This is a genomic window from Rhodococcus sp. D-46, from assembly GCF_011290655.1.
GTDB classification, from domain to species: domain Bacteria; phylum Actinomycetota; class Actinomycetes; order Mycobacteriales; family Mycobacteriaceae; genus Rhodococcus_F; species Rhodococcus_F qingshengii.
Window position 1 is genome coordinate 35,528 of the sequence record NZ_JAANTF010000001.1, and the last position, 13,781, is coordinate 49,308.

Here is a 13,781-nt window from a genome sequence, read left to right on the forward strand (position 1 = left end):
GGGAATGATGGCTGCGACACCTACCACGCGCTGGCAGGTCAACGGGTACCGATTCTTGGTCAGGCGGATGGAACATGCGCTGGTCAGACGAGACGTGCGGATGCTTCACGATCCGATGCGATCACAGTCGCGCGCCTTCACCGTCGGAATAGTCCTCGCTGCACTGGGATTGGCGGGTTGCGCTGTACTCGCTCTGTTTCGGCCACAGGACAGAATCGGCGATGCAGAGATCGTCGTTGCAAAGGAATCGGGCGCGATGTTCGTCGCCATGGAGGGTACGTTTCGCCCTGTGCTGAACTTGGCCTCCGCACGACTGATCCTGGGTTCGCCAGGAAAACCGGCAATAGTCAAGGCATCCGAGGTCGAGGCGAAACCCCGGGGCGCGCTCGTCGGCATTCCCGGCGCACCGTCCGCGCTGCCGGAATCGGCCGACCCTACCAACGCCGCGTGGACGGTGTGCGATTCCGTCGGATCGGACGGGAGAAAATCGTTGACGACTTCGGTCGTGGTCGGCTCGTCCAATGTCGGCGAAAACACGACATATCTGACGAATGACCGTGCATTCCTGGTGAAGTCGGGTTCCGATCACTTTCTCGTGTACGACGGGAAGCGAGCGGAAATCGATGTGGACGATCCGGCGATCATGCGGGCTTTGGGCCTGGAAGGAGCACAGGCGCGACCGATCAGTATCGGATTCCTCAACTCGATTCCCGAAGTTCCGCGCATCGAGGCTCCGCGAATCCGCCAACTGGGATCGGCGCCCCGGTTTCCTCTGCAGAACAAGACTGTCGGCTCCGTCGTCCAGGTTTCGGTGGGTGCGGACCCGCAGTACTACGTGGTACTCGAGAACGGGATCCAGAAGATCGGTGCGGCGCTCGCCCAACTGATCTACTTCTCGGATTCGCAGGGCGCCACCGGGATCGCGAGCGTCACCCCTGATGTCATCAGTCGTATTCCCTCGGTGAGTGAGCTGGCCGTCGACTTGTTGCCGCGGGTGGTTCCGGAGATCGTCGATGATCACGGCGCACCTGTCGGCTGTCTGGAATGGGCTCCCTCACCTGCAGTCGAGGGCGGCGAAAGTAGTTCTGCAACGCTGAAACTTGTCGCTGGATTGCAGGTTCCGATCCCGGAGGGTGGCAAGTTGGTGTCCTTGGCGCAGGCGGACGGATCGGGTGACAATCTCGACAACGTCCATGTCGAACAGGGATTCGGCGGATTTGTTCAAGCGACCGGAATCGAGACGAACAGCACCAGGCACGACGGAGTGTTCTACGTAGCCGATACCGGTGTGAAGTACGGCGTACCGGACGAAACCTCCGCTCGCGCGCTCGGATTGACGCGAACGCCTGATCGCGCGCCTTGGCAGATGCTCGACCTACTTGCATCAGGCCCCGCGCTCGAGAAGAGCAATGCACTGATAGCTCACGACGGAATCGCCCCCGATACAGCGCCGGCCGCTCCGGTGAACTGAACACTGCTGACGGTTCAGGGATCGATTTTCTGGCGTTCGGGAAGATGCCGACGAATTACTCGACGAAGAGGCATCGATGCCAACAGCGTCAGTAGGGCGAGGGTGCCGACCGTTCCGGCTCCGACGAGTGCCGTGTCGCGAGATCGGTTGTCGGGGGTCGGCGGCGTGGGTAGGGGATCGATCGACACCGACTGATGGTTGACCTTGACGCGTTCTCCTGGGGCCAATTCGCCCGTCACTGCCGCAAGTGGATCGATGACGCCGTGACCGACGTAGGGATTCCAACCCTGCGCCGGAGCGTGGGCGGTGGCTTCGATACGTTGCATGACCTGAAGCGCAGTCAGTTCCGGGTGAACCGACCGGACCAGTGCGGCGGTTGCCGCGACAAAGGGCGCAGCGAAACTGGTCCCGTTGAACGACTGTACGGCGCCGTCGGAGCCGTACACCCCGTTGGTCAGACCGGGCGACGTCGGGTGAAGTGAGGTGATTCCGGTGCCGGGCGCCGCCACGTCGACCCACGGACCGCCGAGGCTGAAGGAACTGGCGGCGCCATTGGGGTCTACCGACCCGACCGTGAGGACATAGTCGTCGTACCAAGCCGGACTGGCAATCGTCGCAACCGAGTTCCATGGATCGGCTAAGGGGTCGACGGGATCCGGCGGCGGATTCTGGTTCTTGCAACCTCCGGATCCGACGTTACCTGCAGCTGCGACGACTACGACGTTCTTCGCGATCGTGGCGTATTCGATTGCAGCGCCGAGTCGTTGGTCGTTGATCCCGTCCCCGGCAGGCTTGCAGGCGACTTCGGAGATGTTGATGACGCTTGCACCCATGTCCGCAGCGTGACGGACGGCCGATGACATGGTGTCGACGTTTCCGTACCCGGATGAGTTCTCGGCTACAGCAGGGTCTTCGCGTTGGCCGGCCACCGAGAAAGCGGCACTGGACTGCCTGATCGAAATTATCTGTGCGTCCGGCGCAGCTCCGGAGAATCCGGAACCCTCGACTTGCTGGGCGGCGATGAGACCGGCCACGACTGTTCCATGTGCGTCACAATCGTCGGTGCCGTCGGAGGTACCGACGTAATCACCGCCGCCGTCGAGCGACGGCAGTCGGGGATGTCTGCTGACACCGGTGTCGATGACAGCAATTCGCTGTCCTGCCCCTCTGGTGATCGGCCACACAGAATCAAATCCCAGATCTCGTTGAGAACGTGGAATGTCCGCATCGTCACCACCTGCCACGGCTGGGACGCAGAGGGTTCGTTGTTCGGTGGGTTGTGGAGGTGCGGGCGGACCGTCCTCCGGCAGCATTGCAGGATCGATGGGGGAGGGAACCGCGCTCGATGCGCCACCTGCCCCGGCGAGAACGCTGAAGGTAACGATCACGAGACTGGCGCAGATGTTTGTTGCACGTCGAATCACCATCGATCACCGATCGCTCAGAGGCTACGCATGAGCGCGAAGAGGCCACTGACCCAGCAGATCAGCGGAACGATTGCTGCAATCGCAGCGAGGTCCAACAGCTCGGCAGCACGTCGCATCACGGGGCTGAATGTGTTCTGGGGGGCGAGGATTCCCAGAATCAGTGCCAGGAGGAGAACGGTCATCGTGATGGCGAAGACGACCAATGCATGGTCGCGATGGGTCCATGCCATGTCGCCCAGGAGAACGAGAATCACCGAGATGCCTGCCGCGATGAGTGGCACAGCCTGCTGTGCGCCCGCGTAGGTGCGCCCGCGAAACATCAGCACGACGGCCGTCGCGAATGCGAGAGCAAGATTCGGCCAGACGATCCCCTGACCAGGCCAGGACCACGCGAGTGCGACGGCAGCGACGAGCGCGACCACTGACGTGGCCACGATCAGCCCGGTCAGATAGCTACGCGCCCGCCCTGCCCTTTCCGCCAACTCGGTCAGCCCGGGTAGTTCGGGTTCGGGCAGTCCGTCGCGGTCGTCGTCGAGGGGATTACTCGGCGTCGGAACAGGGGGAAGCGGTAGTCGCGCGAACAACATCGACAGTCGAGCGGTGAACGTGAGAACCATCAATGCGGCGGCAATCACCGCGCCGCTGACGGTCGCGGTGCGCGCCTCGGGAAGCGTGGTAGTGACGGCAAAGGTACCCACCGCCGCGAGAAGGACGACGAGAAGTGCTGTGAAGACAGCTAATCCGGCGCCGCACAAGCGGAAGCAGATCAGAGTTACCGCAGCGGCAAATGCCGAACCGAGAAGCAGATGAGCCGAAAGAACAGTGCCGGGCACGCAGAGTGCGCCGGAGACGAACGCCAGTGGCACCGAAGCGCATCCGAGCGTGACGGAACTTGCAGAGTCTCCGTACACCCGCGCCGCCACGACGGCGGCGACGGTGAGCACCAAAGACGTCACTCCGCCGCAGACGGCGCCGATCAGTCCCGTGTCGCCGAGGACCAGGGCGAGGGCCGCGACGAGCGCAGCGACGAGGGCGGCGGTCGAGCCGACAATGCGCGCGGTGACCGGAGTCCAGCGTCGGTAGACGTCCGCATCCGTGGCCGCGACGGTGTACATGATGTCGTCGAAGAGTGGAGGCGGGGCAGCGGTGTCCGAGGCCTCGAGTACGAGCAATTCTCCATCGCGGATTCCGTGCTCGTGCAGCGAAAGCGTCGGTGCCAGCGGTGCCCTGCCGACTTTCGACAGAGTCCAGTCGACGGGCTCGAATTGTTCGGTGGTGTGGTCGAACTCGTTGAAATTGCTGTGGTTGACAATTGTGTCCACAATGCCCGGAATGACCACGGTGAGTGGAACACGAAGCGGCACCGCAAGATCCACCTGCGAATGGGCTGAAAGTACCGTCAACCTGCACAGTTCGGCAGAATGACTCGCGCCTCGTCCGTTTCCGGTGTTCGCAGCGCTGGTTGTAGTGGTGCTGGTCAAGATCTGTCCCCTCCCATGACGCGATTCCCCCTTCGCGTCACCCCAGTTCACCTGAACAATACGACATGAACTGCGCGCCTGTATCGGAGACAGCGCCGACAACAGGTGGCACCGACCCGAGTGTCGGTGTTGTGATCTACTCTCTTGCAATTGCGCGAGTACGCCTTGGGGGGCCGGCGGTAGTCGGACGAGGCGCCTGGCGGCAACAGCTGCAGCACCGATGGGGGTGGGTGAATTGAGCACTGTCAGATTTGCGCGTCGAGCACGCCGTGAATCGCCGCGCACACCGGGCGGCGAGGTGACGCTTCAGCCCCCACCGGAGATACCTCGCGTCACGCCGGGAAACCTACTGACCAAACTACTTCCGGTGATCATGGTGGTTGCCATGATCGGCATGGTGGCGCTGATGTTCTCTTCCGGCATGGCGCGCAATCCGATGTCCCTGCTGTTTCCGGTCATGATGATGGTGTCGATGCTCGGAATGCTCGCCGGGGGCGGTCGTAGCGGTGGAGCAAGAGCGTCCGAGGCGAACGAGGACCGCAAGGACTACCTCCGGTACCTGGATCAGATGCGTAGTGATGTTGCTGCGACGTCTGGTGCGCAGCGTGCTGCTCTCGAGTGGAGCAATCCCGAGCCGTCGCTGCTCTGGACACTGGCCGGGACTGTGCGGATGTGGGAGCGTCAGATCACCGACTCGGACTACTGCCACGTTCGGGTAGGTCTGGGTACACAGCGATTGGCCACCAGACTCGTGTCTCCGGAGACCGGGCCGGTCGAGGATCTCGAACCCGTCGCTGCTGTCTCACTTCGGCGATTCGTCCGTGCACATTCGGTTGTGCAGGACCTGCCGACCGCCGTCTCGCTTCGCGGATTTGCTGCGATGTCCATCGAGGGGCAGAGAGATTCCGCTCGTGCGCTTGTCCGCTCGATGTTGATGCAGCTGTGCACATTCCACGGTCCGGACACGCTCCAAGTTGCGGTGGTGTGCGGTCCCGATACCGAATCCGAGTGGGAGTGGGTCAAGTGGCTCCCACACGTGCAACACCCGCAGTCTCAGGACGGCACCGGCACTGCACGCATGGTGTTCGGTTCGTATCTCGAATTCGAAAGTTCCCTCGGGGAACCGCTTTCGATGCGTGCTCGATTCGCTCGCAACACTCCAGCCAGTGTGGGCGTTCCGCATCTCGTGCTGGTCGTGGACGGTGGCTTGCTCGAAGGTGACACCGGCCTGTTGTCCGAATCCGGGCTCGACTCGGTGACCGTCCTCGACCTGTGCGGGTTCTGCCCGCGGCTGGTGGCGACGCGTGGTTTGCGACTGGTCGTCGGTAGCGATCAGATCGGCGCGGTGAGCAGCGCAGGAGTTGAGAACTTTGCGAGGCCCGACGCTGCGACGACGAGCCTGGCGCAGGCGTTCGGCCGTCGCATCGCACCGTTCCGTGCGGCATCGCAGAATGCCGTCGACGCAGCTGACGACGACCGATCCCTTCGGACGTGGAGCCAGATGTTGGGGATAGGAAACGTTGCGAGGTTCAATCCTGAGCATGGCTGGCTTCCACGTCAGGGGCGCGACCGACTCCGTGTGCCGATCGGTGTCGGACAAGACGGAAACCCCGTCGAACTGGATCTGAAGGAGTCGGCCGAGAACGGTATGGGTCCGCACGGGCTGTGTATCGGAGCCACCGGTTCTGGCAAGTCGGAGTTCCTGCGAACCTTGGTGCTCGGCCTGATCGCGACCCACTCTCCCGACGCACTGAACCTCGTCCTGATCGACTTCAAAGGTGGTGCAACCTTTCTCGGCCTCGAGGAGGCGCCGCACGTTGCTGCGATTATCACCAACCTTGCCGAGGAATTGGCGATGGTCGATCGTATGAAGGACGCGCTCGCCGGCGAAATGAATCGTCGACAAGAACTGTTGCGTGCGGCAGGAAACTTCGCAAACGTGTCCGATTACGAGAAGGCGAGGCTGGCCGGCGCTGCACTAGATCCCTTGCCGGCACTCTTCGTGGTTGTCGACGAGTTTTCCGAACTGCTCAGTCAGCAGCCGGAATTTGCCGAATTATTCGTGGCCATCGGGCGATTGGGCAGGTCACTTCACATTCACCTGCTGCTGGCCAGTCAGCGACTCGACGAAGGAAAGCTTCGGGGTCTCGACAGCCATCTTTCGTATCGCGTCGGGTTGAAAACGTTCTCGGCGAACGAGTCTCGTTCCGTCCTCGGCGTTCCCGATGCTTATCACCTTCCGGGTACACCCGGTGCGGGATACCTGAAGTCCGATTCTGCTGAGATCGTTCGCTTCCAAGGTGCGTACGTGTCAGGCCCGTACGAGGGCGAGCGGATCGTGCCCACTCGATTCTCGATCGATTCCCCCGTCGAACTGGCGCCGCTGCCGTTTACCGCGAAGCCCGTGATCGGACCAGAGGCCGTTGTCGTTCCCGTCGAGCCCGACGTCGTCGACATGGGTGAAATCGGTGACGATGCACGTACTCTCATGGGAGTCCTCGTAGACCGCATGCGCGGTCACGGTCCACGTGCGCATGAAGTGTGGCTCCCGCCGCTCGAGTCATCTCCGACGCTTGACCAGTTGTTGCCGCGGTGGGCGACCGGTGATCAACCTCGCGGAAATCTGAGCGCACCCTTCGGCGTAGTCGACAGGCCGTTCGATCAGCGCCGCGATCTACTCGTCGCCGATCTCAACGGATCGACTGGCAACCTCGCGATTGTCGGCGGCCCGCAGTCGGGAAAGTCGACGGCGTTGCGCACGTTGATCTTGTCTCTGAGCATGACGCACACGCCGGAACAGATTCAGTTCTACTGCCTCGACTTCGGCGGTGGAACGCTCCTCGGATTGAAAGATCTGCCGCACGTCGGATCGGTGGCAAACCGCTTGGATTCCGACCGCGTCCGGCGCACAGTTGCCGAGGTACTCGGTGTGGTCGCCAAACGGGAGCGACTGTTTCGTGACCTCGGCATCGAATCGATGGCCGATTTCCGTAGATTGCGAACAGCTGATCCCGCCGGGGAAGGTGAGGCTGCGGGACTCCGAGAGGACCCGTACGGTGACGTCTTCCTCGTCGTCGACGGTTGGCCAAGCGTTCGTTCGGATTTCGAATCACTCGAGCCCCAGATCAACATGCTCGCCGGTCAAGGTTTGTCCTTCGGTGTACACGTGATCGTCACGACGTCGAGGTGGGCCGAGATCCGGCCGGCACTCAAGGATCAACTGGGTACTCGCATCGAACTTCGTTTGGGTGATCCGGGAGATTCGGATGCGGGTCGCCGGAAAGCCGGCCTGGTGCCGGAAGGTCGACCGGGTCGTGGCATCACTCGCGACGGACTCCACCTTCTCACCGGACTACCTCGAATCGACGGCCTACCGGGTAGTGAGAACTCGAGTACGGCTGTGGTGGCGACGGTCGAACGTATTGCAGCCATGTCGAATTCGCGTCCGGCACCCACCGTGCGGATGCTCCCGGATTTCTACTCGCGGGCGGAACTTCTCGAAGCTGTCGGGACCCGGTGGCCCTCACCGAGTGCGGCCGACTGTCGGTGCCTCACCGTGCCGATCGGGCTCGGTGAGACCGACCTCGCCCCGGTGTACATGGACTTCCGGGAACACCCGCACCTGTTGATATTCGGCGACACCGCGTGTGGGAAGACATCTCTCGTGCGTGGAATAGCCGAAGGGATCATCGCGTCGAACACACCGGCCCAGGCCAAGCTGATCATCGGTGACTATCGGCATTCCCTGCTGGGCGTGGTCGAAGGGAATCACCTCGGTGGGTACTCGGCGTCGTCGACGACCTTCGGTGAGTTGATGGTCGACTTGGCTCGGATCGTCGCTGCCAGAATGCCGAACGCCGAAACAACGCAGCAGCAATTGCGGGAACGGTCGTGGTGGAGTGGGCCGGAGATTTACGTACTGATCGACGACTACGACCTTGTGGCCACACCGAGTGGAAATCCGGTGGCGCCGTTGCTCGAATACATTCCGCACTCCAAGGACATCGGTTTGCACCTGGTTATTGCCCGCCGTTCCGGTGGTGCGGCCAGAGCACTGTACGAGCCGGTCATTGCGAGAATTCGCGACATGGCGCCGGCCGGATTGATCATGAGCGGAAGCCGTGACGAGGGAAATCTCGTCGGCACTGTCCGCGCGTCGGCGATGCCGGAAGGCCGTGGGGTTTACGTTTCCCGCTCGCAAACCCAACTTGTCCAAGTTCCGTGGATGCCACCGCTGTGACCGCTCCGTCCGCAGTGTCGGTCTCGTTACATTGGGGTGCATCGAATATCTGGGTCGTGTCGGGTCAACGCGAATTCTGTTGCAGTGCAGACCTCCGACGCGAACCGGCGTCGGGCCCCGGTGCGGCCGGTAAGAATGCGATCGATTACATCGACGACGATTATGTCGACGTGGATGGTCGGGTTGTCCCGACTGTCTTGGAGGTGGCCAGGCTGATCTCCAGTGCGATGGACGGGTGCGGAATCGTCGACGCAGACATTCTTCATCTCAGTCATCCCTCGGATTGGGGTGCCCCACGCAGGCGGCGATTGCTCGATGCCGCACGTCGAGTGGCGCACGACGTCGTACTCGTTCCGACGTCGATCGCGGCGGCGAGGTCGGCTCATACGGCTTGGCGATCGCGGTGTGTCGTCCTCGAACTGCGAGGCGGAACGGTGGTCGCTTCTGTTGTCGCTGAGGTCGACGGTGAACTCCGAATCGACGGAACACAAAGTTCGGAGATCGCAGACGTTGCGGGGTTGTTTTCCGCAATCGGGGATCTATCGGTTCGGGACGCTGTGGTGTTGGTCGGGCCGAGCTCTCATGCTGTTGCGGCTTCGCTCGAACGGGGGTCGACGAATGTTCACGGCCACGCGAGCATCCGAATTCTGGACGAGAGCCGGGTGGCTGCGTCTCTGGTGGATCCTCAGACGCTCGTTCGCCAGACAACCGCGCGGGACAGTTCGGGACGAATCGTCGACAATTCGGCTTTTGGCGCCGGGTGGGTAGGCGATACGGATGGCGCGAAGTCGATTCCTTCCTTGGACTCGAATGCCTCTTCGCCGCGTCGCGTCGGCGGGCGGCGCGGAGGCCGTCGATGGTTCGCGGCGGCGCTTGCGGTGGTCGCCGTCGCCGGTGCGGTCGCAGCAACGGTCGTGGTGTCCACTCGCGATCGAGACGATTCTCGGTTGGCGGGGTCGGTCGCAACCACGGCGGAAGACGAAGTCGAGATCGTGGAGGCGTCGAAAGGTCAGGAAACGCCTGCGCCGAAGACTTCGATCTCGTCGATCGAGTCCGGTGCCACGCCGGAACTTACTCGTGTGGACGTGGGAAGCGTTGCGGCAGAAGTGCCTTCCGATTGGAAGCTTCTGTCGCGAGGGACCTCGAGCGGGCGTACCGATTTGGTACCCGGTTCGGGTGCGGATCGCAAGATCGTGGTCATCGAGAAACGTCTTGCGGAAGGTGTGGGATTCGATTCCGTCGAAGCCGTTTTGCGTCAGCAGTTTTCGACGTTCGAGGACCCATTGCGGTTCGCAGAGTTTTCTGTGCTCGACGATGCCGCAGGAAAACGGGCAGTGGTGTACGTCGAGTTTCCGGACGATTTCTCCGAGGTGCGTTGGCACGTGTACGTCGACAACGGACGGCAAGTGAGTATCGGCTGCCAGTATCTGGTCGGTGAGTGGGGCAGTCTCGAAGCGGACTGCCTGCGGATGTGGCAGTCGGTCGAATTCACACCGTGACCGGATCGGTCGGTTCTGAAAATATTCTTCGGTCGGGCCGGAACCGTTGGTACGAAGGTCGCGTCAAAGTATGTGTAGCGCACATCAGGGAGTTCCGCTCGACCCCGGTGCACATCCGACGGACAAAGCCCGTTGTGTGTGATCGCCGATACCGAACGGTACTCACCGAATCCAGGGGGACGACATGGGCTTTACCGCAACTACCGCTGAATTGATCGATTCGGCGGGGACCATCGACGGACATCTCGGTGACATCAGGGGGCTGGTCAACGCTGTTCGGTCGGAGGCCGACGCTTCGCACAATTCGTGGAACGGTGCGGCGCAGGTCGAATACGCAGGAATCATGGAGCGATACAACAGCGCGGCCCTGAAGTTGGACACAGCTCTGACCGACATCTGCGAGCAGATCAAACAGGCCGCGGGAACCTTCGACTCGACCGAAGACGACAACGTCAGCTCGCTTCGCGGCGCGACGGTGAACATGTCCTGACCGCCAGCTCTTCATCGTCCGATCAAGCAATCCTCAGCCAGTAGTTCTCACAAGTTAGTTCTCACAAGTTCTCTCCAGCCACACCGAACCGGGAGCAGTTATGTCCGACAGGATCAAGTACGACTTCGGCGGCCTCGCAATGCTGTCCGATCAGATGAAACAGCAGGCCAAAGCGATCAACGACAAGCAGGGTGACATCAAGGTCGTCGTGGACAAGCTGCAAGCAGGCTGGGAAGGGGCAGGTTCCGAAGCGTGGAACGACGCACAGCGTCGCTGGGCCCAGGCTTCCGAAGAACTGAACATGGTTCTCGCGCAGATCGCCGGAGCGACGGCGAGCGGCTCGGAGAAGATGCAGGAAGCTGATCGGATCGCCGCAAACGGGTTCGGTCGCTGACAACATCCCATGCCGTGATGACACCCCGCCTGCCCCGGTACCGTCAGGTTGCCGGGGCAGGCGCATGTCGATCGCTCGCATCGCTGTGCTGGACGATGATGCTGTTGGCAGGAATGGCTGCGCTTTGACCTGGCAGCGGGTAGACCGGTATCGTCTATCGGTGGCGTGCCGTAGGGCTCCGGCAGAAATGCGTGGAGACCGGCGGTTCTCGGGTCTCAACTGGCCGCCGAGGATCGTTTACGCGATACGCACATGGTCAGCAGTGGAATGAATTAAGACGAGGAAGATCTGTGTCTACGTACACCCCGAAGGCCGGAGATGTGACCCACACGTGGCACGTCATCGACGCCACTGACGTGGTGCTCGGCCGTCTTGCCGTTCAGGCAGCGAACTTGCTGCGTGGCAAGCACAAGCCCACCTACGCGCCGCACATCGACGGTGGTGACTTCGTTGTCATCATCAACGCAGAGAAGGTTGCCATCAGCGGCAACAAGCTGCAGGGCAAGAACGTTTACCACCACTCCGGATTCCCGGGTGGCCTGAAGTCCCGCACTGTCGGTGAGGTCCTCGACAGGACTCCCGATCGTCTCGTCGAGAAGGCCATTGTCGGCATGCTCCCCAAGACGAAGCTCGGCCGCGCAATGAGCAGCAAGCTCAAGGTTTACGCGGGCCCGAATCACCCCCACACCGCGCAGCAGCCGGTGCCGTTCGAGATCAAGCAGGTCGCACAGTGACATCGCCGGAAGAGCAGAACGTGTCCGAAGAGAACATCGAAGCAGTGGAAGAGCTTGTCTCTGACGCAGTCGAGGTCGTCGAAGAGGTTGCTGCAGCTACGCTCGCACCGATCGTCCTCGATCGCCCGGTCCAGACCGTCGGTCGCCGCAAGGAGGCTGTCGTTCGCGTCCGGATGGCTCCCGGTACCGGTCAGTTCAAGCTCAACGGTCGTACGTTGGAGGACTACTTCCCCAACAAGGTTCACCAGCAGCTGATCAAGGCTCCGCTGGTGCTCGTCGAGCGTCCCGAGTCTTTCGACATCATTGCACTGCTGCACGGTGGCGGCCCGTCCGGTCAGGCAGGCGCACTGCGTCTGGCTATCGCGCGCGCACTCATCGAGGTAACCCCTGATGATCGTCCGGCCCTCAAGCGTGCAGGCTTCCTGACGCGTGACGCCCGCGCGGTCGAGCGTAAGAAGTACGGCCTGAAGAAGGCCCGTAAGGCATCGCAGTACTCCAAGCGCTGATGCTTTGCCGAGGTTGACCCGACGGGTCTGCTTCGGCACCTGTTCACCACAAGAGCGGGCGTCCATCGTTACCGGACGCTCGCTCTTGTGTTTCTCGGAGAAATTCCCTTCTCGAGTTCCCTTCTCGAGGTTCACAGGATTCAGGAGTCGTTCTATGGGTCGGTTGTTCGGTACTGACGGTGTTCGTGGACTTGCCAATTCGGATCTGACTGCAGATCTTGCATTGAGATTGGCAGTTGCCGCGGCGAGCGTACTGACAGCCGATACCGCGGACGAACGTCCGACCGCCGTGATCGGCCGCGATCCTCGCGCCAGCGGTGAGATGCTTCAAGCCGCGGTGACCGCAGGATTGAGTTCCGCGGGTGTCGACGTGCTCGACGTGGGTGTTCTTCCGACTCCGGCAGTTGCATACTTGACGGCAAAGCTCGACGCCAGTCTCGGTGTCATGATCTCTGCATCGCATAATCCCATGCCGGACAACGGAATCAAGATTTTCGCAGCCGGTGGACACAAGCTCGATGATGCTGTCGAGGTGGCGATCGAGGATGCACTCGACGGCACTGCACCGCCCGTCCTACCGACAGGTGCCGGGATCGGCCGCGTCCGTACGGTCGACGACGCCGCTCAGCTGTACCTTGCGCATCTGGCGAGCGCGGCGAGCGAGCCACTCGCTGGACTCACCGTTGTGGTCGACTGCGCCAACGGCGCTGCTTCCGCGCTCGCACCGGTTGCCTACGCGGCAGCTGGCGCTCGCGTCATCGCGATCAGCGCCGATCCCGACGGCCTCAACATCAACGACGGCTGCGGATCGACGCACCTGGAGAATCTTCAGAAAGCCGTAGTCGATCACGGGGCGGACCTAGGCCTCGCGCACGACGGCGACGCCGACCGTTGCCTGGCCGTCGACGAGACCGGAGCGGTGGTCGACGGTGACGCGATCATGGCAGTTCTGGCGATCGCGATGAACGACGCCGGCGAGTTGGTCGAGAACACTCTCGTCGCGACTGTCATGAGCAATCTCGGTTTGCACATCGCGATGCGCGAGGCCGGTATCAACATCGTGACTGCTGCCGTAGGTGACCGCTACGTCTTAGAGGAACTGCGCGCGGGCGGATACAGCCTCGGCGGCGAGCAGTCAGGCCATGTCGTGTTGCCGGCGTTCGGCACCACGGGCGATGGGATTCTCACCGGCCTCCGGCTGCTCGGACGCATGGCTCGCACGGGTAAGTCGGCATCCGCACTGGCCGCAACGATGACAACCCTCCCGCAGGTTCTGATCAACGTGAAGGTCGGGGACAAGGCGACAGTCGCAGCATCGCCGTCGGTACTCGCAGCAGTCGCGGACGCAGAGCGCGTCCTCGGTGACGGTGGTCGCGTGCTCCTGCGCCCGTCCGGGACAGAGCAACTGGTCCGCGTCATGGTCGAGGCCACCGAACTTCCGCTCGCGCAGAAGCTGGCCGACGAGTTGGCCGAGATCGTCGGTTCGGTTTAGCCCCTCATTACGCGTTCGCGTTTTGAGGGAACGTAATTGCGCCCTGC

Annotated in this window: 10 protein-coding genes; 8 read left to right on the top strand and 2 right to left on the bottom strand. The window is 62.1% G+C overall.

The features are described 5' to 3' along the window. Positions 1 to 4: 4 nt before the first annotated feature. Complete coding sequence (gene eccB / locus G9U53_RS00245; protein ID WP_165638186.1) at positions 5 to 1,471, top strand: type VII secretion protein EccB; 1,467 nt, start codon at positions 5 to 7, stop codon at positions 1,469 to 1,471. Between the two features lie 14 nt (positions 1,472 to 1,485). On the opposite strand, the gene mycP is transcribed toward eccB, so the two are convergent. Together mycP and eccD are read right to left on the bottom strand one after the other, a co-directional pair. Continuing rightward, positions 1,486 to 2,898 (bottom strand): type VII secretion-associated serine protease mycosin, encoded by a 1,413-nt coding sequence (gene mycP / locus G9U53_RS00250; RefSeq protein ID WP_165638187.1) that lies wholly within the window; start codon positions 2,896 to 2,898, stop codon positions 1,486 to 1,488. Positions 2,899 to 2,912: 14 nt separating this feature from the next. Next, positions 2,913 to 4,379 (bottom strand): type VII secretion integral membrane protein EccD, encoded by a 1,467-nt coding sequence (eccD, locus tag G9U53_RS00255; RefSeq protein ID WP_161120803.1) that lies wholly within the window; start codon positions 4,377 to 4,379, stop codon positions 2,913 to 2,915. Between the two features lie 235 nt (positions 4,380 to 4,614). On the opposite strand from eccD, the gene eccCa reads away from it, so the two are divergent. From eccCa to glmM, 7 genes are all read left to right on the top strand, one after another. Continuing rightward, entirely contained in the window at positions 4,615 to 8,619 is a 4,005-nt protein-coding gene (eccCa, locus tag G9U53_RS00260; protein WP_165638188.1) for a type VII secretion protein EccCa, read from the top strand. Between the two features lie 56 nt (positions 8,620 to 8,675). Then, positions 8,676 to 10,118, top strand: coding sequence for a type VII secretion-associated protein (locus G9U53_RS00265; protein WP_347570794.1), 1,443 nt, complete (start codon positions 8,676 to 8,678; stop codon positions 10,116 to 10,118). Positions 10,119 to 10,302: 184 nt separating this feature from the next. Continuing rightward, a complete protein-coding gene (locus G9U53_RS00270) occupies positions 10,303 to 10,608 on the top strand; it encodes a WXG100 family type VII secretion target (protein ID WP_003940986.1) in 306 nt (101 codons plus the stop codon). 100 nt (positions 10,609 to 10,708) lie between these two features. Continuing rightward, positions 10,709 to 11,002: a WXG100 family type VII secretion target gene (locus G9U53_RS00275; protein WP_003940975.1), complete on the top strand. Its 294-nt coding sequence runs from the start codon at positions 10,709 to 10,711 to the stop codon at positions 11,000 to 11,002. A 290-nt stretch (positions 11,003 to 11,292) separates the two neighbouring features. After that, the gene (gene rplM, locus G9U53_RS00280) at positions 11,293 to 11,736 is read left to right on the top strand and encodes a 50S ribosomal protein L13 (RefSeq protein ID WP_003940842.1); all 444 of its coding nucleotides are present in this window, start codon (positions 11,293 to 11,295) and stop codon (positions 11,734 to 11,736) included. Beyond that, positions 11,733 to 12,242 carry a 30S ribosomal protein S9 gene (rpsI, locus tag G9U53_RS00285; protein ID WP_007728596.1) on the top strand — a complete coding sequence of 170 codons (510 nt, stop codon included), beginning with the start codon at positions 11,733 to 11,735 and terminating at the stop codon, positions 12,240 to 12,242. Before rplM ends, rpsI begins: the two co-directional genes overlap by 4 nt. A gap of 154 nt (positions 12,243 to 12,396) precedes the next feature. Next, the gene (gene glmM / locus G9U53_RS00290) at positions 12,397 to 13,734 is read left to right on the top strand and encodes a phosphoglucosamine mutase (protein WP_007728598.1); all 1,338 of its coding nucleotides are present in this window, start codon (positions 12,397 to 12,399) and stop codon (positions 13,732 to 13,734) included. Positions 13,735 to 13,781: the final 47 nt, after the last annotated feature.